At 55.1% G+C, this 20,232-nt stretch carries 17 protein-coding genes; 9 read left to right on the plus strand and 8 right to left on the minus strand.

From position 1 onward, the window contains the following. Positions 1 to 17 precede the first annotated feature (17 nt). The 3 genes from CLV58_RS14405 to CLV58_RS14415 form a co-directional block, all read right to left on the minus strand. On the minus strand, positions 18 to 449 hold the full coding sequence (locus CLV58_RS14405) for a response regulator (RefSeq protein WP_106138528.1): 432 nt from the start codon (positions 447 to 449) through the stop codon (positions 18 to 20). A gap of 282 nt (positions 450 to 731) precedes the next feature. Beyond that, positions 732 to 1,148, minus strand: a complete 417-nt coding sequence (locus CLV58_RS14410; RefSeq protein WP_106138529.1) for an OsmC family protein — start codon at positions 1,146 to 1,148, stop codon at positions 732 to 734. A gap of 123 nt (positions 1,149 to 1,271) precedes the next feature. Further along, positions 1,272 to 1,577, minus strand: coding sequence for a hypothetical protein (locus tag CLV58_RS14415; protein ID WP_106138530.1), 306 nt, complete (start codon positions 1,575 to 1,577; stop codon positions 1,272 to 1,274). Between the two features lie 1,114 nt (positions 1,578 to 2,691). Here CLV58_RS14415 and CLV58_RS14420 point away from each other — a divergent pair. The 3 genes from CLV58_RS14420 (at position 2,692) to CLV58_RS14430 (ending at position 5,846) form a co-directional block, all read left to right on the plus strand. After that, the gene (locus CLV58_RS14420; RefSeq protein WP_106138531.1) at positions 2,692 to 3,756 is read left to right on the plus strand and encodes an AI-2E family transporter; all 1,065 of its coding nucleotides are present in this window, start codon (positions 2,692 to 2,694) and stop codon (positions 3,754 to 3,756) included. 141 nt (positions 3,757 to 3,897) lie between these two features. After that, positions 3,898 to 5,601, plus strand: a complete 1,704-nt coding sequence (locus CLV58_RS14425; RefSeq protein ID WP_106138532.1) for a helix-hairpin-helix domain-containing protein — start codon at positions 3,898 to 3,900, stop codon at positions 5,599 to 5,601. Positions 5,602 to 5,606: 5 nt separating this feature from the next. After that, positions 5,607 to 5,846, plus strand: coding sequence for a hypothetical protein (locus tag CLV58_RS14430; protein WP_106138533.1), 240 nt, complete (start codon positions 5,607 to 5,609; stop codon positions 5,844 to 5,846). Between the two features lie 108 nt (positions 5,847 to 5,954). Here the strand turns inward: CLV58_RS14430 and CLV58_RS14435 are convergent, their stop codons facing one another. From CLV58_RS14435 to CLV58_RS14445, 3 genes are all read right to left on the minus strand, one after another. Next, the gene (locus CLV58_RS14435) at positions 5,955 to 8,624 is read right to left on the minus strand and encodes an MGH1-like glycoside hydrolase domain-containing protein (RefSeq protein ID WP_245882332.1); all 2,670 of its coding nucleotides are present in this window, start codon (positions 8,622 to 8,624) and stop codon (positions 5,955 to 5,957) included. A 356-nt stretch (positions 8,625 to 8,980) separates the two neighbouring features. Beyond that, the gene (locus tag CLV58_RS14440) at positions 8,981 to 10,177 is read right to left on the minus strand and encodes a serine hydrolase domain-containing protein (RefSeq protein ID WP_106138535.1); all 1,197 of its coding nucleotides are present in this window, start codon (positions 10,175 to 10,177) and stop codon (positions 8,981 to 8,983) included. Then, on the minus strand, positions 10,177 to 11,691 hold the full coding sequence (locus CLV58_RS14445; RefSeq protein ID WP_106138536.1) for a M28 family peptidase: 1,515 nt from the start codon (positions 11,689 to 11,691) through the stop codon (positions 10,177 to 10,179). Before CLV58_RS14445 ends, CLV58_RS14440 begins: the two co-directional genes overlap by 1 nt. A gap of 189 nt (positions 11,692 to 11,880) precedes the next feature. On the opposite strand from CLV58_RS14445, the gene CLV58_RS14450 reads away from it, so the two are divergent. The 4 genes from CLV58_RS14450 (at position 11,881) to feoB (ending at position 16,811) form a co-directional block, all read left to right on the plus strand. Next, complete coding sequence (locus CLV58_RS14450; protein WP_245882333.1) at positions 11,881 to 12,402, plus strand: gluconate 2-dehydrogenase subunit 3 family protein; 522 nt, start codon at positions 11,881 to 11,883, stop codon at positions 12,400 to 12,402. Between the two features lie 85 nt (positions 12,403 to 12,487). Further along, entirely contained in the window at positions 12,488 to 14,200 is a 1,713-nt protein-coding gene (locus CLV58_RS14455) for a GMC oxidoreductase (protein WP_106138537.1), read from the plus strand. A gap of 176 nt (positions 14,201 to 14,376) precedes the next feature. Beyond that, on the plus strand, positions 14,377 to 14,601 hold the full coding sequence (locus CLV58_RS14460) for a FeoA family protein (protein WP_106138538.1): 225 nt from the start codon (positions 14,377 to 14,379) through the stop codon (positions 14,599 to 14,601). Positions 14,602 to 14,696: 95 nt separating this feature from the next. Beyond that, a complete protein-coding gene (gene feoB, locus CLV58_RS14465) occupies positions 14,697 to 16,811 on the plus strand; it encodes a ferrous iron transport protein B (protein ID WP_106138539.1) in 2,115 nt (704 codons plus the stop codon). 74 nt (positions 16,812 to 16,885) lie between these two features. On the opposite strand, the gene CLV58_RS28385 is transcribed toward feoB, so the two are convergent. After that, positions 16,886 to 17,044 carry a hypothetical protein gene (locus CLV58_RS28385; protein ID WP_170108709.1) on the minus strand — a complete coding sequence of 53 codons (159 nt, stop codon included), beginning with the start codon at positions 17,042 to 17,044 and terminating at the stop codon, positions 16,886 to 16,888. 230 nt (positions 17,045 to 17,274) lie between these two features. Further along, positions 17,275 to 18,777 (minus strand): NAD(P)H-hydrate dehydratase, encoded by a 1,503-nt coding sequence (locus CLV58_RS14470; RefSeq protein WP_106138540.1) that lies wholly within the window; start codon positions 18,775 to 18,777, stop codon positions 17,275 to 17,277. A gap of 113 nt (positions 18,778 to 18,890) precedes the next feature. On the opposite strand from CLV58_RS14470, the gene rplS reads away from it, so the two are divergent. Both rplS and dapF read left to right on the plus strand, forming a co-directional pair. Continuing rightward, positions 18,891 to 19,265, plus strand: a complete 375-nt coding sequence (gene rplS, locus CLV58_RS14475) for a 50S ribosomal protein L19 (protein WP_106138541.1) — start codon at positions 18,891 to 18,893, stop codon at positions 19,263 to 19,265. A gap of 183 nt (positions 19,266 to 19,448) precedes the next feature. Further along, positions 19,449 to 20,228: a diaminopimelate epimerase gene (gene dapF, locus CLV58_RS14480; RefSeq protein ID WP_106138542.1), complete on the plus strand. Its 780-nt coding sequence runs from the start codon at positions 19,449 to 19,451 to the stop codon at positions 20,226 to 20,228. Positions 20,229 to 20,232: the final 4 nt, after the last annotated feature.

Consider the following 20,232-nt stretch of genomic DNA (forward strand, 5'->3'; position numbering starts at 1 on the left):
ATGAGCTGATTTGCTAACTAGGGCTGGCCGGTGCGGGGTAGTACGGCTGTCCGAAACCAGTAATCACGTAGCATCTGTACGTAATGAACCCAGTCGGCCAGCGAATCCGGCTTGCGGGTATAGGCTACGGCTCCATTCTCGTAAGCACGGGTAATGTCCGGCTCCGATGCAGACACCGTGAACATGATTACGGGGATACCGATGGCATAGCGATGCTGCTGAATCTGGGCAAGCAGGTCAAAACCATCAATCGGTGCGTGCAGATCAATATCCAGCAAAATCAGTTGTGGCCTTGGCAGACTGCTATCATCAAGGTATGTCAGCGCTGCTTCGGGTGAACTGGCGCTAATAAATTCGGCTTCGCTAAAATGCTGACGGCCGATGCGTTGTATCATGTCGATTACTGGCGGTTCGTCGTCAACCAGTAAGATTAGAATCTGGGTATCCATATGCGTGAGTCGGGTAGATCAAGTATCGATACAGGTGGTGGTCAAAATCAATATGTCTGATACAACCACTGGTCTTGCCCGCGTGTTTTATTTCTCCCGTAAATGGCGCAATTAGTTGCATTGATACGGGGAGCGCTACCTGCATGCTGAATAAACTTCTGGGCTTACTAAGCCACCCGACTTGCTGTCCAGAGAGGAGGGTACGACGCCCCCGGCTGCGTAAACGAAACCGCGCCCGCCAGGCTGAATAGCTCGACGGGCGCGGCTTTAGTGCGGTAGCTGCTAGGCCAGCGTTGCCTCAACACTAATGTCAGCTTTCAGCAACTTGGAAATGGGGCAGTTGTGCTCGGCATGGTCGACCAGCTCGTCGAACTTGGCTTTGTCCAGACCCGGAACCGCAGCGTTCAGTGTCAGTGCCGAATTGGTGATTGTCCCGTCCTGAAGCGTAATCGTGCACTGAACGTCCAGCGAGTCAGCCGTGAACCCAGCTTGCTGGATATTGAATGCCAGTTGCATGGCGAAACAGCCGGCATGAGCTGCTGCGATCAACTCTTCCGGGTTGGTACCCACGCCGTCTTCAAAACGGGTATTGAACGAGTACTGTGTTTTGTCGAGGACCGTGCTGTCAGTTGTCAGCGAACCCTTGCCGTCTTTGCCCGACCCTGCCCAATGGGCCGTTGCTTTGCGTGAAATTTTCATACCTATAAAAACGTGAAATTGTCTTTTGTAGGCTAAAACCGGCGGGTTGATGATTTGTTTCTCGGGTCGCTGGCGTACGTATACGGGTCACCAGGCTACCTGATGGCACGTGATACCGCTCTATTAGTAGTTGCAGGAATTGAGCCACTGCGTGTGGCTGGGTGAGTGGGAAAGTAGAGCCTGAGTGCATTCCGTCTTGACCAGTTCGATGCCAGCGGGTAGGGGGGGCGTTGTCCCGTCCGAATGGGAATAAACCAGCCCAATGCGGCAACCGAGCGCTTCGGCTTGCTCCAGCATGTCGAACAAGGGGGTGATGCCAACCAAGTAAAACGCACTGATCAATAGCTGACCGTAACGCCAGTCAGCCGTTCCCCAGGCTGCTACTTCACTTCTGGATACGTAATGTTTGTAAAGTTGAAAGCCATTCATAGTTGTTTAAAGCGTCGTAGGTATAAATACAAGTCGATCTACAGATACTGTAAGCCAGTAAATGGATTTATGTTTACGAATATACGCGATAAGGGCAGTAAAATATTACTCACTAGTTAATTATAATAAAATTAGGTTACATGAGTGGAGCGAGGAAAGTGGATGCACAGTGAAGGCCATACTGAATGCTCCCGCACTAGCCAACGGCTGTATCAGCGTACATTGTACCACATAAAGAAGAATGATCGACGATTGGTAATAAGGGTATGCCTTTATTAAAGCGTTTTTTAAAACAAGGTTATATATTGTTTCTATATAAAAATTTTTATAAAATTATGCATAGTTACGTAACAACCTGGCGATTCATGCCACTACATGGGCAAGCCTGCATGCTGGCTATGGCCTACTGCTCGCACTCCGTCAATAGCTGGTTAATTGTACTCAACTAGGCAATGAACCAACGCCGGTTAGGTGCCGTCTGGCGCGGTACATTCCGGCGACCCATGTACACGCGAAATGTCATTTAATGTGTAAACCTATTTAGTAAACGGTCGTTTTACGTAATTGCGACTTAACTGAACGGCGATGCTACTCGACGCAACCTGGCATTTCTTCTACGATCCTGCTACCACCTTTATTCGACTTCAGATTCGATCCGGAACGATCGTTCGGGAGCATCGCATCTATCTGAATTAACGTTTATCGGCACTATTTTCACCGATGACACAACCGGGTTGAGGGCAATTAACGTACGTACGGTAGCCTCAAGACAAAACCCATGAATTTTAAGTACGTATACTGGTGCTTCAAGCAACTGGACGATCCCCTATGTATGCAGGTCATTGCGTACTCCGACCGCTTTGCCGCTAGCTGGTTCATCCACGTCAACTAACGGTTGTCATGCTGCTGCGACGAATACGCATTGGTGGCTGTTTGGTGTAATGTAATACTTACATGAGAGACTAAGTAGAATTCTGTGGAAAACGTAGTCGGTTGGCTACCTGTGTGGCAAGTCGAGAGCTGTAGCGGGGAGCGAATCGATTGAAACAACAACGGTTGGGTAAGGTTACAAACGTAGGTCGGTCGGTACACAGAGCGGCTGTACGACGATTTCATGGACAATCCTTCCCCTCGGCTCGATACCGCCACCTTCGCGCAACGCGTATCCATCACAGTTGGTATTACTATTCTCTTTGTGCTGCTTGTCTGGCTATTCGGCGTCAGCTTCAACGTCTTCCTGCTGATCGTAGCCTCCCTGTTGATTGCCCTGCCACTCCGGGCCGGTGCCCGTAAACTGCACGACCGATTTGGGTTGAACGAAACCCTCGCATTGACACTCGTTATCGTTGGTGTGCTGGGCATACTGTCGTTGATGGTGTGGCTACTGGCATCACGTATCAGCGAACAGATAACGGAGTTTCAGGAGCAGACACCCGAAGCAATCCGGAATTTTCAACAGCGGCTGTCGTCCTCGAAATTGGGTCAGCAAGTAGTCGGCAGTTTGCCCAATCCATCCGAACTGATGAAAAACGGATCGAAACTGCTGACGCAGGCCACGGGTGTCTTGTCGGGAACGTTCGGGGCGCTTAGTAACGTCTATGTAGTGCTGTTCATGGCCGCGTTTATCATTGCCGACCCGACGCTGTATCGGCGGGGAATTATCTGGCTGGTACCCCAAAAAGGCCGGAAGCGGACGGGCGAAATCCTGGACAAGCTCGACAAAACGCTGGTAAACTGGCTGTTGGGTCAACTTTTTTCCATGACGGTCGTGGGCGTACTGACTGCGATCGGGTTATGGGTGCTGGGCGTTCGACTGGCGGGCGTACTGGCCCTGTTCGCCGGGCTTATCTCGTTCATTCCCAACCTGGGGCCTATTATCGCGCTGATTCCGGCACTCCTGTTCGCCTTTCTCGACGGTCCACAACAGGCGCTATACGTACTGATCCTGTATCTGGGCGTTCAGACGATCGAAAGTAGTCTGGCAACGCCACTCGTACAGAAAAAGATGATCGACATGCCGCCCGCGCTGGTGTTTGGGTCGCAGCTGGTTATTGGTGCGTTTGGCGGTATTCTGGGGCTGATGCTGGCTACACCGATTGTGGCTATGCTGATGATTCTTGTGCAGACCCTCTATGTACAGGATATTCTGGGTGATGAAACGATGAACGTAGATTCGTAGCCGGATGCGCGGTTCACGATATACGGTTTACAATTTGGTTAGATAAACGCGTCGGATCAGTGCGGAGAACCCCGGTAAACCGTATACCGAAAACTGTATACCGACCATGGACTACTATCTTGCAAGCTGAATTGGTACCGTATGAATAATGCTGAAATTGTCGACCTACTCGAACTAACGGGTCGGCTGATGGAACTTCACGAGCGCGACGCGTTCAAAACCCGCGCCTTCCAGACGGCCGCGTTTAACCTCGATAAAACTACCGCCGAGCTGAGTCAACTGCCGGTCGATGAGTTGGTTAAGTTGCCGGGCGTGGGGAAGAGTGTAGCCCAGAAAATTCATGAGATCAACGAAACGGGTCGGCTGGCCGATCTCGATGCCTTGCTGGCCGAAACGCCGGCCGGTGTACTCGACATGTTTCGCATCAAAGGACTAGGCGTCAAGAAAGTACGTACGCTCTGGCGCGAACTGGGTATCGATACGCTGGCCGAGTTGCGGACGGCGGGCGAGGAAGGACGCATTGCCAGCATCAAAGGCTTCGGTGCGAGTACGCAGGAGAAAATTCTGGACGCGCTGACGTTTCTACAGGAACAGCAGGGTAAGGTACGCATGGATCGCGCCGACGAACTAGCACAGCGACTGCGTGAACAACTCGTGCCCCATTTCGGACGTGTCGAGATCAGCGGACAAGTACGTCGGCGGGTGCAGGAAGTCGATACGGTACAGCTCCTGTTACAGACAACCGATCCGCTGTCAGCCATGCTTACACTACGCGGCCTACCAAACCTGACGATCAACGAACGGGAGTCGTCGCCGTTCGTGTGGCGGGGCAAAGCTGAAGGGTATGACGTGGCTATCGAGCTACGGCTGGAAGCCCCCGATCAGCTTGACCGGCAACTGTTCATTCAGTCGGCCGCCGGCGCGCACCTGAAACAGCCGGGGTCGGCGGGTGTGGCGCTATTGCAGGCAGCATACATCAGCAACGACCCGAGTGAAACGGCCATTTACGAGCGGGCGGGGCTGCCGTATGTCGTACCCGAAATGCGCGAAGACGATTTTGCCTTTCGCTGGTCGACACAGCACCACCATACGCATCTGGTTACCTGGGAAGACCTTCGGGGAACGCTGCACAACCACAGTACCTGGTCGGACGGTAAAGAATCGGTGGCCAGTATGGCGGCTTACACCCGCGAGCTGGGCCTGAGCTATTTCGGTATTGCCGACCATTCGAAAACAGCCAGCTACGCCCACGGACTGAGCGTTGAACAGGTATTGGCCCAGCACAAAGAGATCGATCAGCTAAACGCGGGCTTCGGCACTGACTTTCGTATCTTCAAGGGAATCGAGTCCGATATTCTGGGCGACGGCTCGCTGGATTACGACAACGAAATTCTGGCCCACTTCGATTACGTCGTGGCATCGGTGCATCAGACTCTGAGCATGACGCTCGAAAAAGCAACGACGCGGCTGCTCCGGGCGATCGAAAACCCGTATACTACCATTCTGGGGCATCCAACAGGGCGGCTGTTGCTGGCGCGGGAAGGGTATCCAATCGACCACCGGGCTGTTATCGATGCCTGTGCTGAACACGGTGTCGTTATCGAAATCAATGCCAGCCCGTACCGACTCGACATCGACTGGCGCTGGATCGACTACGCCATGCAACGGGGTGTACTGCTTAGTATCAACCCCGACGCGCACAATCTGGCCGGATTGCTCGACATGCACTACGGCGTCGACGTGGCGCGAAAGGGTGGATTGACGGCAGAGATGACCTTTAATGCGCTGCCGTTAGACGAGATGGCAACGTACCTGCAACAGCGACGGAATCGCATAAGCAACTAAACCACATGACAAACAAGACACTTTACTTCCTGTCGCAAACGTACCGGCAGGTACAGCTATCAGTTGCCAAAGGGGCTGTACCCTATCCACACAGCGATTTCGCTCGTCAGTTCGATCAGCTATTGACGGCCTTGAACGACGAAGACGCGGCTCGCGCTCTGGTAATCAACCTGGTCGAAGAAGCCGCAGCCGCCAACGAAAACACCGACTACTTCCGCCGGCGGCTCGCCGAAGAAGCTGAATAAAAATGTAGCCCAGACGTCCACGTCTGGTAGCCGTTAGGCTAACTGCTTATGGCGACAGCTTTTTGGTCGCTGCCGCGCCCTCCAGACCGGGAGGTCTGGGCTACAAGTTTATCGCCCGACGGGTAGAGCTACCAACTCCGTGCGGTACTTGTACGAGTACTCGATCAGATCAGCGATCAGACCTGTCCAGCCAGTTTGGTGGTTGGCTCCCAGCCCCGCGCCTACGTCGCCGTGGAAGTATTCGTAAAATAAATACAGGCCCTGGAAATTAGGATCGTTCTGCATTTTTGCATCGTTGCCGTAGGCGGCAATGCGGCCGCTGTCGTCGCGCCGGAAAATGTTGATGAGTCGGTCGATTACTTGCACGGTAGCTTCCTTGATACTCATCACCTGACCGGAATGCGTAGGATACTCGATTTCCAGATCGTCGCCGTAATACTGGTAGAACTTTAGCAGCGAGTCGATCAGCAGGAAGTTTACCGGGAACCAGATCGGGCCGCGCCAGTTGGAATTACCGCCAAACATGCTCATTTCCGATTCGGCGGGTACATAGCGGACCTGGAAAATCTCGCTGTTCAGCTCGAACTGATACGGCGTCTTCTCGTGGTATTTCGACAACGCGCGGATACCATAGTCCGACAGGAATTCGCTTTCGTCGAACATCCGGCGCATAATCATCTTCATCCGGTGACCGCGCAGCAGACTCAGCAGGTGGGTTTGCCCCTTACCCGGCTCATTCCAGCGCGAAATCAACGACGCCAGATCGGGACGGTTGGTCAGCACCCATTCGACACGGCGTTTGAAATCAGGGAGTTTCGAGAGTAGCTCTTCGTCCAGAATCTCGACAGCAAACAGCGGAATAAGCCCCACCATCGACCGAATTTTGAGCAGTCGCGAGTCGCGGCCGGGCGTGTGCAGGACGTCGTAGTAGAACTGATCGACTTCATCCCACAGGCTAATGTGGTTTTTGCCGAGGTTGTTCATCGCCGACGCGATGTGCAGGAAGTGCTCGAAAAACTTGCTGGCCATGTCCTGATATACGGGACGGGTCAGCGAGATTTCGCAGGCAATCCGAAGCATGTTCAGCGTGTACATCGCCATCCAGCCGGTGCCGTCGGCCTGCTCGATGTGACCACCCATCGGTAACGGCTGACTCCGGTCGAAGACCCCGATGTTATCGAGACCCAGAAAGCCGCCCCCAAAAATGTTGTTGCCCTCAACGTCCTTGCGGTTGACCCACCAGGTAAAGTTGAGCAGCAACTTATGAAAGGCCCGTTCCAAGAAACCGACGTCGCCGGTGCCGTTCATATCCTTATCGATTTCGTACACTTTCCAGGTTGCCCAGGCATGCACGGGCGGGTTGACGTCCGAGAAATTCCATTCGTAGGCCGGAATTTGCCCGTTTGGGTGCATGTAGTACTCCCGCAGGATAACCGCCAATTGTCGCTTGGCGAAGTTGGGGTCGAGCCGGGCGAGGGTCAGCGTATGGAAGGCCAGATCCCAGGCGGCAAACCACGGATATTCCCACTTGTCGGGCATCGACAGAATGTTGGCCGTGTACATATGCCGCCAGGTTTCGTTGCGGGCATACACGCGTCCCTGAAACGGTACGGGCATTTTCGGGTCGCCCTTTAGCCACTCGTTGACGTTGTAGTAATAGAACTGCTTGTTCCAGAGCATACCGGCATAGGCCTGCCGCTGAATGGCCCGCAGCTCAGTGTCCGTCACGTTCTTTTGCAGATCGTCGTAATAGGCGTCGGCTTCTTTCAGGCGTTGCTGCCAGAGCGTGTCGAAGTCCGCGAAGGGTTGCGTCAGCGTAGTCTGGTCGCTGAAGCGCAGGCGAATCGTGGTGCTGCCTCCCGCCGGGATCTCCCGCGTGTACCGAGCCGCTGCTTTGGTGCCAATCTGGTGCGGATTGACGAAGCCTTTCTTGCCCCGCGAAATGATGTGGTTGTTGATCCCGTCTTTCGAGTAAGGGCCTGCGTTCGGCCGACCGTAGAGCCGCTCGGTATTGGTATCGTTGTCGCAGAATAACAATCCGTCCGGCGATTCGCAGTAGAGCTTGTACTTGCCCAACTGCTTGTGGTTCACCTCGATCTGCCGGTTGCCGATACCATTCAGAATGGGCCGGGCGTTGTATTGTGGATACCCCCACGACCAGGTATTGCGAAACCAGATTGTCGGTAGCAGTGTCAGCGGGGCCGCATGATCGGCGCGGTTATGGGCCGTCACGGTCACCAGCCAGTCGTTCTGATCGGCTTTGGCGTATTCGATGAAGATGTCGAAGTATTCGTCGTTGTCGAAGATGCCCGTATCGGTCAGCTCAAATTCCGGGTCCTGCCGATTCCGGCGGGAGCTTTCGATAACGAGCCGGTTGTAGGGAAATTCCTGCTGCGGATACTTGTACAGCATCTTCATATAGGAATGCGTCGGCGTACTATCGAGGTAGTAGTACAGCTCCTTCACGTCTTCCCCGTGGTTGCCTTCCGGTCCCGACAGGCCAAACAGGCGCTCTTTGAGAATATTGTCTTTGTGGTTCCAGAAGGCCAGCGCAAAACAGATGTGGCCTTTGTTGTCGGAAATGCCCCCGATGCCTTCTTCCCCCCAGCGATACGCTTTGGAGCGGGCCATGTCGTGGCTAATAAAATTCCAGGCGTCACCGTAGGGAGAGTAATCTTCCCGAACCGTACCCCAGGCACGCTCGGTCAGGTAGGGGCCCCACTTTTTCCAGCCTTTGTTATCGGTTCGTTCGCTCAGACGAATCTTTTCAGCAATCATGAGTATAGGTTAATAGCGTAAAACGGTAGGTACTACCCGCTGATGGGGCAGGAGCTGCCAAAGATAACAGCCCGAATGAATATAGGCAGGAATGATACCAAATTGCCTGTCTACGAACAGAATATGTACGAGCTACCCTTCGACATGTTGCCAAGACAACAGGGAAGCGATAGCGAGACGGATCAAAACAGTGTAAAATCAATACCTCGATAGGGCAAAATTGTTTAGACGAGTCTGACTGCGTGGCACGGTCTGTTCTGTACGTAGGTCGACACCATGTAGACGAAAAGTGGCGAAAACGGCCACGGGCCAACTCAAGCGAGTTGGCCCGTGGCCGTTTAAATTGATTAACTGGTTTACGATCCGGCGTTTACGGCTGCCAGTACACGTTTGATTAGTTCGTTGGGGTTGCCATCGTGCCACCGCCAGACAATAATCAGGTCGTGCTCCGGATCGACCCAGATCGTGTTCTGACCCGCACCAAGGGCGGCAAAGCTTGATGTTGGCGCGTCGGGCCAAGGTTTGGCTTCACCCGGTTTGGGGGTGTTAAGCCACCATAGGTAACCATAGGCGGGGCCAACCGGTCCGCGCGTCGTGGCCTGCTTCACCCAGTCGCTCGATACAATTTGCCTGTTGTTCCAGCGTCCCTGCCGCAGAAAGAGGTAGCCCAATCGGGCTTCGTCGCGGGCGCTGATGCGAAGACCACCACCCCAGCGGGTGCCCCCGCTCACCGACGGCATTTCTTTTCCATCGACGGTAGCCACCGCGTTGGGATAAGGGATATAACGCCAGGTGTCGGATGCACCGATCGGGTTCATAATTTCGTCGCGGACTACCTCGGGAAGGGGCTTTTTCCAGATGCGCAGTAGCGACAGGGCCAACCGGTTGATGCGTACGTCATTGTATTCGTAGTACGTGCCGGGTGTCTGTAGCGCACGGGGTTTACGCTCCCCCTTGCCGAATGCTTCTTTACCCACGAAGTCGCTGTTCTTTCCCCACAGTTCGCCTTCCCATTCGCTGCTCTGCCGGGCGTGGTGTTCCCATGTGATAGCCCGGTTCTGCGCCGACTCATAACCGCCGTCCTGAATCAGATTGGCGACGGGCTGGTGAATGTCGGGGATCATCTTCCGATCAAGGGTTATGCCCAGCACCGTCGACAGGACGCTTTTGGCGACGCTGTAGGTTGGATCGACGGCCTGCGTATCGCCCCACTCAGCTACGATGTAGCCGTGCCGCAGGATGATGCCGTTGGTCTTGGCGCGACTCGTCGGCATCGGGCCCAGCAGCTTGCCGAAAATGGCTTCCTGCGTTGAAAAATCGGGTGCCATCTGCGTCGTTTCCTGCGTTTTGGCGAACGCTACCGCTTCGGCCAGTTTGTCGGCGTTCATGCCCACCTGCGCCGGACTTCGCTGCGCCCAATCGTTGCCTTTGGGTGGGAAATACGGACGCGTATCGGTTGGGGGGCGGTGGCAGGCCGTTATCAGCGCGACGGCGAGGAGCAGCCATGACAAACGAATGCGACGAGCCGGTAAGTGTTGTTCAAAAGCGAGCATCAACGTTCGAGTTTAAAACCGGGGTCGAGACCAACGCGGGTGGGGCGGTTCGCGACATCCCAGCCGGTCAGGTAAATCCATTTGGCGATGCGCGTTACCTTACCCGTGTCGATGCGTTCGGGTTCATCTCTCGGCGTATGGTAGTCCGGGTGGAGCAGGGACGTAAAGGCGATGGCCGGCACGTTGGCACGGGCGTAGGGGAGGTGGTCGCTGCGGAAGTACCAGCCCTCGGGATGGTCGGGCTTGTCCCACAGCGTATCGAGTTTGAAATGCGCGTCCGCTTTGTTGACGGCCAGGGCTGCATTGACTAGATCGGTCGAGTTGCGGTGTGGCGGCTGTTGTCCCAGAATACAGGCGCTGTCCGGCGCATTCCGGCCGATCATTTCCGCGTTCAGCACCGCGACGATCGAGCCTTTCGGTACGGTCGGGTGTTCAACGTAATAGCGTGAACCCAGTAGTCCGCGTTCTTCGGCGCCGTGAAAGACAATCAGCGCCGACCGTTTGCCGGGCTTTTTGGCGAAGGCCCGCCCGATGGCCATTGTTGCCACGCAGCCGCTGGCGTTATCGTCGGCCCCGTTCCAGATCGAGTCGCCTGCTACCGCCCGCCGAACACCGTCGTGGTCCTGGTGGGTGCTGAAGAGTACGTACTCGTTTTTCAGCTTTGGATCAGTGCCGGGTGCCTTCGCCACGATGTTGACCGATGGGTAGCTGAAACTTTCGACGTTGACCACGTTGGTAAATTGCTGACCGGGTTGCTTGATCCAGTCGATGGCGGAGGCTGGTAGCCACACCGTCGGGGCCTGTGCAAACACCCGCGTGTTGGGACCACCCGGCAGGTCATACCGACCGCGTTCCAGCCCCGTCGTCCAGCGCTCGAAATACGACTGCGCTTCTTTATTCGACACCCATACCACGGCCAACGCGCCCGCTTTGACCAGTTCGGCAGCCCGGCGGCTCATCGTGCCGAATAGAAACCGGCGGTAGCTGATGTCAGCGGGGCCGGTACCGGAAAACTGAATCGCAACGGCTTTGCCCTTGATGTCGACCTTGGCCAGTTCCTCTGGTGTGCCCGTACCGACGAAAACGAGCGGGGCATCGACCGATGCGATGGCCGGAGCGAGCAGAAAAGCATCCTGTCCGTGCGTGAGCTGGTGCGAGCCAATGTTCAGGCGGCTGGTTTCGGTGATGCGGGTGCGTTGGATGTGAAAAAACTGGAAGAACGTCCCGTCGTCGCCCGCCGGCTGAAGTCCCATTGCGCGCAACTGATCGGCGATCCATACCGACGCTTTCAACTCGTCGAGCGACCCGGCTTCGCGACCCCGGAAGTGATCCCCGGCAAGGGCGAACAGGTCCCGTTTGATGTCGCTTTCAGTAATGGCAGACACGGCACTGGTACCGGGCGCGACGCTTTGTTTTCCGGTTTGTGCCAGCGCCGGCGAACCAGCCCACAAACTAACGATGGCCAGCAACCCCGTCAGGCGGGGCCGTAGCGAAGAAGGAGAGGGTAACGACATGATGAAGGGAATAAGGATGATTGGGTAACAGACAAATTTACACGATTATCGATGGGAACAACCCGCCCATCCGGGCTAATCCGGGAAGTCCTGATCGATCGGCTTTTTGTCCTATTTGGCTGGTCTGACCGACGTATAGTTCGTATATTTGAAAAATTCTTACTAAATAAAAAGCTAAACGCTGCTTCTGTGGAACGAAGAAATGCGCTGAAAACACTGGCCGGTGCGCTGGGCGGTCTGGTAGCCCTTCCGGGTTGGGCAACTGGCTGGACAGCAGAGTCTGTTCAACTGACAAAATCATTCCTGCCCGCCGATCAGATCGAAACGCTGGCGGCTGTTGTCGATACGATCATTCCGGCAACCGATACGCCCGGCGCTAAAGAACTCAATGTGTCGCAGTTCATCCAGAAAGTAGTAGCTGACTGTTACGACAAAGCTGCGCAGGATGCGCTGTCGAACGGCCTGGTGCTGACTAACGATCTGGCGCAGAAAGCCTACGGTAAGCCGTTTGGTGGTGGCGATGCAACGCAACGCACAGACCTGCTCAAACAGATGGAGCAGTCGACCGAACCGGCGCAGGCTACCTTCATCAAACTGGTGAAGCCGCTCACGATTCGGGGCTACCTCAACTCCGAGTACGTCATGACCAACCTGACCCACTACGAGTTTATTCCGGGTCATTACCACGGCTGCGTGCCAGTGAAAAAGTAAGTTTAACGTTTACTGTTCAACGTTAAACGTTGGTGCAGGCGGTAAACCTTAAACATCAAACTACAAACCTTGAACTATCCGAAGGATGGCTAATTTCAATATTGATGCGCAGGCGCTGAATACCTACGACGCCATTGTGGTGGGGTCGGGGATAAGCGGAGGTTGGTCGGCCAAAGAGTTGACCGCTAGAGGGCTGCGGACACTGGTGCTGGAGCGTGGCCGCGACGTACGGCACATCACCGACTACCCCACGACCAACATGCAGCCGTGGGAGTTTGAGCACCGGGGACAACTCCGAAAAGACGTAAAAGACGCGAACCCCATTATCAGCAAGTGTTACGCGTTCTACGAAGGAACGGAGCAGTTTTTCGTGAAAGACGCCGAGCACCCGTACGTGCAGGAAAAACCCTTCGACTGGATTCGGGGCTATCAGGTCGGCGGAAAATCGCTGATGTGGGCGCGGCAGACGCAGCGCTGGAGCGACTTCGATTTTACTGGCCCCGCCCGCGATGGATTCGCCGTCGACTGGCCGATCCGGTACGCCGATCTGGCCCCCTGGTATAGCTATGTGGAGAAGTTTGCCGGGATCACCGGTAACAAAGACGGTCTTGACGTACTGCCGGACGGTGAGTTTCTGACACCCCACGAGTGGAACTGCGTCGAAACGCATTTTCAGAAGCAGATCGCCAGTAAGTACAAGGACCGGCACGTGATTATGGGTCGGGCAGCACACCTGACGAGTCCGAAACAGATTCACTACGATCAGGGCCGGGCGCAGTGTCAGCACCGGACGATCTGTGAGCGGGGCTGTCCGTTTGGTGGCTATTTCAGCAGCAACTCCAGTACGATTCCCTGGGCGGCCAAGACGGGCAAGATGACCCTGCGGCCGGACTCGGTGGTCCATTCGATTATTTACGACGAGAAGAAAGGACGGGCCACGGGCGTACGCGTTATCGATGCCAATACGAAGCAGATGACGGAATACTACGCCCGGCTGATCTTCGTCAATGCCGCTGCGCTGAATACCAACCTGATTCTGCTGAACTCGATCTCGTCGCGCTTCCCCAACGGACTCGGTAACGACAGTGGTACGCTGGGCAAATACGTGGCCTTCCACAACTACCGGGCGGGTATTTCGGGCGAATACGACGGCAACCTCGACATGACTACCGATGGACGCCGACCCAACAGCCCGTACATTCCCCGCTTCCGTAACGTCTACAAGCAGGAAACCGGTTTTCTGCGGGGCTATGCCGCCGGTTTTCAGGCTGGCCGTTCATCCCAGACAGATATGAGCGGTATGGGGGCCGATCTGAAGCAAAGCCTGTTGAACCCAAAGCTGGGTGGCTGGCATGTCGGGTCGCACATGATGGGCGAGACCATTCCCAAAGAATCAAATTACGTTGCGCTCGACCAGTCGCTGAAAGATCCGTATGGCATTCCGCAGCTTAAAATCGCGATTGCCTACGACGACAACGACGAGAAGATGATCAAGGATTATCAGGAGCAGATGACCGAGATGTTTCAGGCGGCTGGCTTCACCAACATCCGCCTGCGCGACGACAAGCGCAACCCCGGCCTCGACATCCACGAGATGGGGGGTGTGCGGATGGGTAAAGACCCGAAAACGTCGATGCTCAACAAGTGGAATCAGCTACACGCGGTGAAAAACGTGTTTGTCACCGACGGCGCGAGCATGACTTCAACCTCGACGCAGAACCCCTCGCTTACCTACATGGCCTTCTCCGCCCGCTCCGTCGACTACGCCGTCAAGGCGATGAAGAAAGGATTGGTGTAAGGTTTTCGGTATACAGTATTCAGTTTACGGTCGGAGTCGCCAGTACGAGCATCTACCGTAAACTGAATACCGTGTACTAAAACTGTTTTTGCATCTTCAAACTTTCCGTCGTAACGTTGCGTTAATTGAACTGAGTCTAAATAATTAATGCCGTTTTAAAACGCGGTGCCGGGACCATGAGCAAGCGCAGTGTAGCCGATTTGAAAATAGGAGAGCGGGCTGTTATTCAGGCGTTCAACGACGAAGTCATGTCGCTGAAGCTATTGGAAATGGGTTGCCTTCCCGGCGCTGAAGTCTGCATGGGTAGCAAGGCACCCTTAGGCGACCCGATTTGTCTGCATGTGTCGGGCTATTGCCTGTCGATGCGGAAATCAGAAGCCGCCACTATTCTTGTCGATTAGTATCTGGTTGACAGGGTACCGTTTTCAGTTACGCCCATTGTCGACTTGCTGAGAATGGCCTGTCGCGAACCGTAGCCTGTAAACAGTAAACCGAGTTGAAGCCCCCTATCATTGCCCTCATTGGCAACCCCAACGCGGGTAAATCGTCGCTCTTTAATCAACTGACCGGACTGCGCCAGAAAACTGGTAATTTTCCCGGCGTTACTATGGACCGTAAGTCGGGCCCGTGGTCGATCGACGATCAGACAACGGCTACCGTAGTCGACCTGCCCGGTGTCTACTCCATTTATCCGAAGTCGCTGGATGAACAGGTCGTCACCGATATTCTGGCCAATCCCCAACATCCTGATTATCCTGACGTCGCGATTGTCGTTGTCGACGCATCGAACCTGCACCGAAACCTGCTGCTCTTCACGCAGGTCGCCGATTTGGGTCTACCGACGATTCTCGCGCTGAACATGCTCGACGTGGCCAAAGAGCAGGATAAAGACGTCAACGCGGTTCGGCTGGCTATGCGGCTAGGGGTACCGGTCGTACGGATCAACGCCCGGACCGGCGAAGGGGCCGACGCGCTGCGCAAGGCGGTAATGAAGCAAATACAGGAGCCGGTGCTGCCTGGTAAACCGCTGTTCGACCCGGCCGACGAAGCCCCTGCACTGATTGCCAGTACTAAAGCGCAGTACGGACTGAGTAACAACTACCTGGCCTTGCAATATGTCATTCAGCACGACGGCTTTACCTTTCTCAACGAGCAGCAACGGAACGGTCTCGATACGCTGATTGCCGATCACGACTTCCGGGAAGTACCCTTTCAGGCGAGTGAAACGATTACCCGCTACAAACGCATTGCGCAAATCGTTACCGAAGTTGTTACCGATCAGCGCCCAATCGGTAAGCCTACCTGGACGCAGAAACTCGACCGGGTCTTGCTGCACCCGATCTGGGGCTACACCATTTTCGCGCTGATTCTGTTGCTGATCTTTCAGGCCATTTTCGCCTGGGCAGCCCCCTTCATGGATGGTATCGACACGGGCGTTGCCTGGCTCAACGGACAGCTGAAAGAAAGCCTGCCGCCCGGCCCGCTCACCGACCTGCTGACGGATGGTATTCTGGCTGGCATTGGTGGTATCCTGGTGTTTATTCCGCAGATTGCCTTCCTGTTCCTGCTGGTGTCACTGCTGGAAGAGTCTGGCTATATGGCGCGGGTTATGGTCATCATGGACCGGATCATGCGCAAATTCGGCCTGAACGGGCGCAGTGTCGTGCCGCTGATTTCGGGTGTCGCCTGCGCTGTCCCGGCAATTATGGCCACGCGAAGCATCGGCACCCGTCGCGACCGGCTCATTACGATTCTGGTAACGCCCCTGATGAGCTGCTCGGCCCGCCTGCCGATCTATACCATCCTGATTGCGCTGGTCGTGCCGAGTCGGCGTGTACTGGGGGTTTTCAACGTGCAGGGGCTGGCGCTTATGGCGCTCTATCTGCTTGGTTTGCTGAGTGCGTTGCTGGCAGCGTATGTGCTCAAACTGATCCTGAAGACAAAAGAGCGTGGCTATTTCATCATGGAGTTGCCTACGTTCAAGCTGCCGCGCTGGAACCACGTCGGACTGACGGTCTGGGAAAGTGTACGGGCGTTTGTCTGGGAAGCCGGGCGCGTCATCCTCGCGATCTCCATCATTTTGTGGGTGCTGGCCAGTTACGGGCCCGGCAACGATATGCAGCAGGCCGAAGAAGCCGTTCGTCGGGAGCAACCGACGCTCTCATCCGATGACCTCAACAACCGCATTGCTTCGGAGCGGCTGGAAGCGTCGTATGCCGGTAAGTTCGGCCATTTCATCGAGCCCGCTATCCGACCGCTGGGCTACGACTGGAAGATCGGTATTGCGCTGCTCAGTTCGTTTGCGGCCCGCGAAGTGTTTGTCGGTACGATGTCGACAATCTACAGCATCGGTGCCGGGGGCGATGACGAAGGCGTGACCATCCGGGAACGGTTGCAGCAGGAGCGGAACCCGGCGACGGGCGGGCCGATGTATACGCCGGCGCTGGCCTGGTCGCTGCTGATTTTCTATGTTTTTGCCATGATGTGCATGAGTACGCTGGCGGCTACACAGCGCGAAACCAAAAGCTGGAAATGGCCCACCGTGCAATTGATTTATATGATGGCCCTTGCCTATGGGGCCGCCTTTCTGACGTATCAACTGATGGCTTGATTAAGGCAGCTGCTGCAAACAAAACGTCTCCAGTCTTGCGGCTGGAGACGTTTTGTTTGGGTATGAACTGTGCGTTACCACAGCAGACCTTTTGCAATGAGTGGGTAGATGAAGTGGTAGACAATGTAGCCGAACAAAGCAACGGTAATGCTGCCGAGCGCCGTTGTCTGGTCGAACAATACCCGCGTTTTACTGCGGCTGGAAGACCAGTTGCGTTGAGTCGTGTATTTCATCTTCGATAGTCAATATACTGTCCTGCATTTAAGACAATTTTGACACCGAACTGTAGCGGCCCAATACGACCGTATTGAGCGAACGGTTAGAGGGGCGAAAACAAACTTCTTTGCGTACTCCTGTTGACCGGACATTTCGTAAACGGTAGGTCGTTGGGGCATCGGACAACCGCTAAGTCAACGTACGCGGGGAAATAAATCTACAGTGGCGTTGACTTCATTCTACACATCTACTCCCAGCGCAAGGCATCGATGACGTCGGAAGCAGTCATGCCGATGGGGCCCCGCTGATCGGCGATAACGTCGCCCGCCAGGCCATGCGCATAGACGCCCAATACGGCCGCTTCGACCGAATCGTACCCCTGCGCCAGTAGCGCCGTCAACACGCCTGTCAGTACATCCCCCGTGCCGCCCGTGCTCAGGCCCGGATTACCCGTCGAATTGAAGTGAACGTCACCCGTGGGAGTGGCGATAGCGGAGTGGGCTCCTTTCAGGACGACAACGACACGGTGCGTTTTGGCAAAGTCACGTAGCAGATCCAGCTTTTCATAATCGTTCTGCCAGGGCTTGGTCAACCGTTCAAACTCTTTGGGATGGGGTGTCAGGATGCTGTTCTGGGGAATCTGACTGTACAATTCGCGGTTTTCGCTCAACAGATTCAAGGCATCAGCGTCGATCACCATTGGCCTGGTGATGGTTGGCAGCAGGTCGCGCAGCATCGCCAGCGTTTCGGGGGCTTTACCGATACCAGGGCCAATACCGACTGTCGTATACGTTACCGGTTGCGGCCCCCCAACCCGACTGGTGCCAGTCAGTACTGTTTGATGACCGTCGGACTCACACATGGCTTCAGGAACCGATGCCTGTATGATCGAATAGCCACACTGGGGTACGTGTACGGTCAGCAGGCCTACGCCCGATCGTAGACAGGACCGTGCGGCAAGTACAGCAGCCCCTATCTTGCCAAAACTACCCGCTAGTAGCAGCGCATGGCCGAACGTCCCCTTATTCGAGTACCGATCCCGCTGGTGCAGCAGCAGACGCGCTTCGTTGGGCTGCGTGTAGTAATAAGGCGTCGGAGCAATGTCGATGTAGCGTTTATGCAACTGAATGTCGATCAGGTGCCACTTGCCTACGTACTTCCCGTTCTTCGGTAAAACAAAAGCCAGCTTGGGCAACTGAAACGAAACCGTGTGGTCGGGTTCGATAATAACGTCGTTGGCCTGATTCGGCTGATCGACGTACAGACCGCTGGCAATATCGACGGATACAACCGTTGCCGGGGCGCGATTGATCGCTTCGATCGTTGCTTTAACAATGCCATCCGCCGGACGCGATAAACCGGAACCGAGAATGGCATCGATCACGACTTCGTTGTGCCGAAGCGTCGGCAGGTCGCGCGAATACTCGATGTACTTGACGTCTTCGGTGATGAGTTTGAGCCGGCGATGGTTGTGCATAAAATCGTCGGACTCGCGCGGAGCGTACCGAACGACGTATACTTCAACCGGATAGTCCCGCTCCATCAGCAGCCGGGCAATGGCCAGACCGTCGCCCCCATTGTTGCCCAGGCCGCAGAAGATTTTAGTCGACGTAGTAGCCGGAAAATGATCGACGAACCAGTTGACGAACCCCATTGACGCCCGTTCCATCAAATTGAGCGGAGCGATAGGCTCATGTTTTATAGTCGATTCGTCGAGCGCACGGATCTGATCAACGTTCAATATTTTCATACGGCCTATCGCGGTTGTAAGAGGGAATTTTACAAAAGTATTTTCCTGCGCCCAAAATTTTGCTATCTTTGCGGCTCATTTCGCAAATAGTTATCTGGCGATTATATACGGTCATGAGCGATTTAATCAAACTAGTGGAGGCAGACAACGCGCAGCGTCGCGCCGATTTGCCCACCTTCCGGGCAGGCGACACGGTGAATGTGCACGTCAAAATCCGCGAAGGAAATAAAGAACGCATTCAGGTATTTTCGGGCACGGTTATTCAGCGCCGGAACCCGAGCAGCGGTGGCGAAACGTTCACCGTACGTAAAGTATCAAACGGAGTAGGCGTCGAGCGTATCTTCCCCGTTTTGTCGCCTAACGTCGACAAAATCGAAGTAGTACGTCTTGGTAAAGTTCGCCGGGCACGTCTGTTCTTCCTGCGTGGTCGTCAGGGTAAGGCAGCACGTCTCAAAGAGCGTAAGCCGAAGGCAGTCGCAGCGGCTTAATCGCCGGCTGTATGGCCAGAGAAGCATGACAAAAGCCACCTGCGAGGGTGGCTTTTTTGTTGTAAAACTATAGCGTTGTATAGTTGCTAGCGCGTCAGCCTGTCCGGCGGCTAGTGGTCAGTGCGACGCGGTAGCAACTACACAACTAGACGACTCTATAACTAGACAACTCTAAAAGTCCCCATGATCCTTCCGTTCTTCAAATACCAGGGTACCGGCAATGATTTCGTTATGATCGACGACCGGAACGAAACGTTTCCTGCCGATGATCAGGCGCTGATCGAGCGCTTGTGCAACCGCCGGTTCGGTATCGGTGCCGATGGGCTGATTCTACTGCGCAACGACCCCGACTACGACTTTCGGATGATTTATTTCAACGCCGACGGAGCCGAAGGCAGCATGTGTGGCAACGGCGGTCGCTGTATCGTCCGGTTTGCGCACGACCTGGGTGTGTTCGACCGGGCTACGCGGTTTATCGCCGTCGATGGCGAACACGAAGCGACGGTAACCGAAGCGGATGTATCCTTGAGAATGAGCGATATAGCTGGCGTAGGCAAGCAGGGAACGCATGTCTTCCTGAATACCGGTTCGCCCCACGCTATTCTGTTCACGGACGACATCGAATCGACGGATGTCGTAGCCGATGGGCGGGCCATTCGCTACAGTGAATCGTTTAGTCCCGGCGGAACGAACGTCAACTTCGTGCAACAGACAGACAAATCAGCCCTATATGTCCGGACGTACGAACGGGGTGTGGAGGATGAAACCTATTCCTGCGGTACGGGCGTGACGGCGGCTGCATTGGCGGCTTACCAGCACCTGGGCGTTGCGGAACCGGTAGCGATCCGTACCATTGGTGGTAACTTGCAGGTGTCGTTCAAGCCCCAAATCGATGGTACGTTTACCGACGTATATCTGATCGGTCCGGCCCAGCGTGTTTTTGCCGGGACTATCGTCATCTGACCGT

This window comes from Spirosoma oryzae, from assembly GCF_003002825.1.
Classification (GTDB): Bacteria; Bacteroidota; Bacteroidia; order Cytophagales; family Spirosomataceae; genus Spirosoma; species Spirosoma oryzae.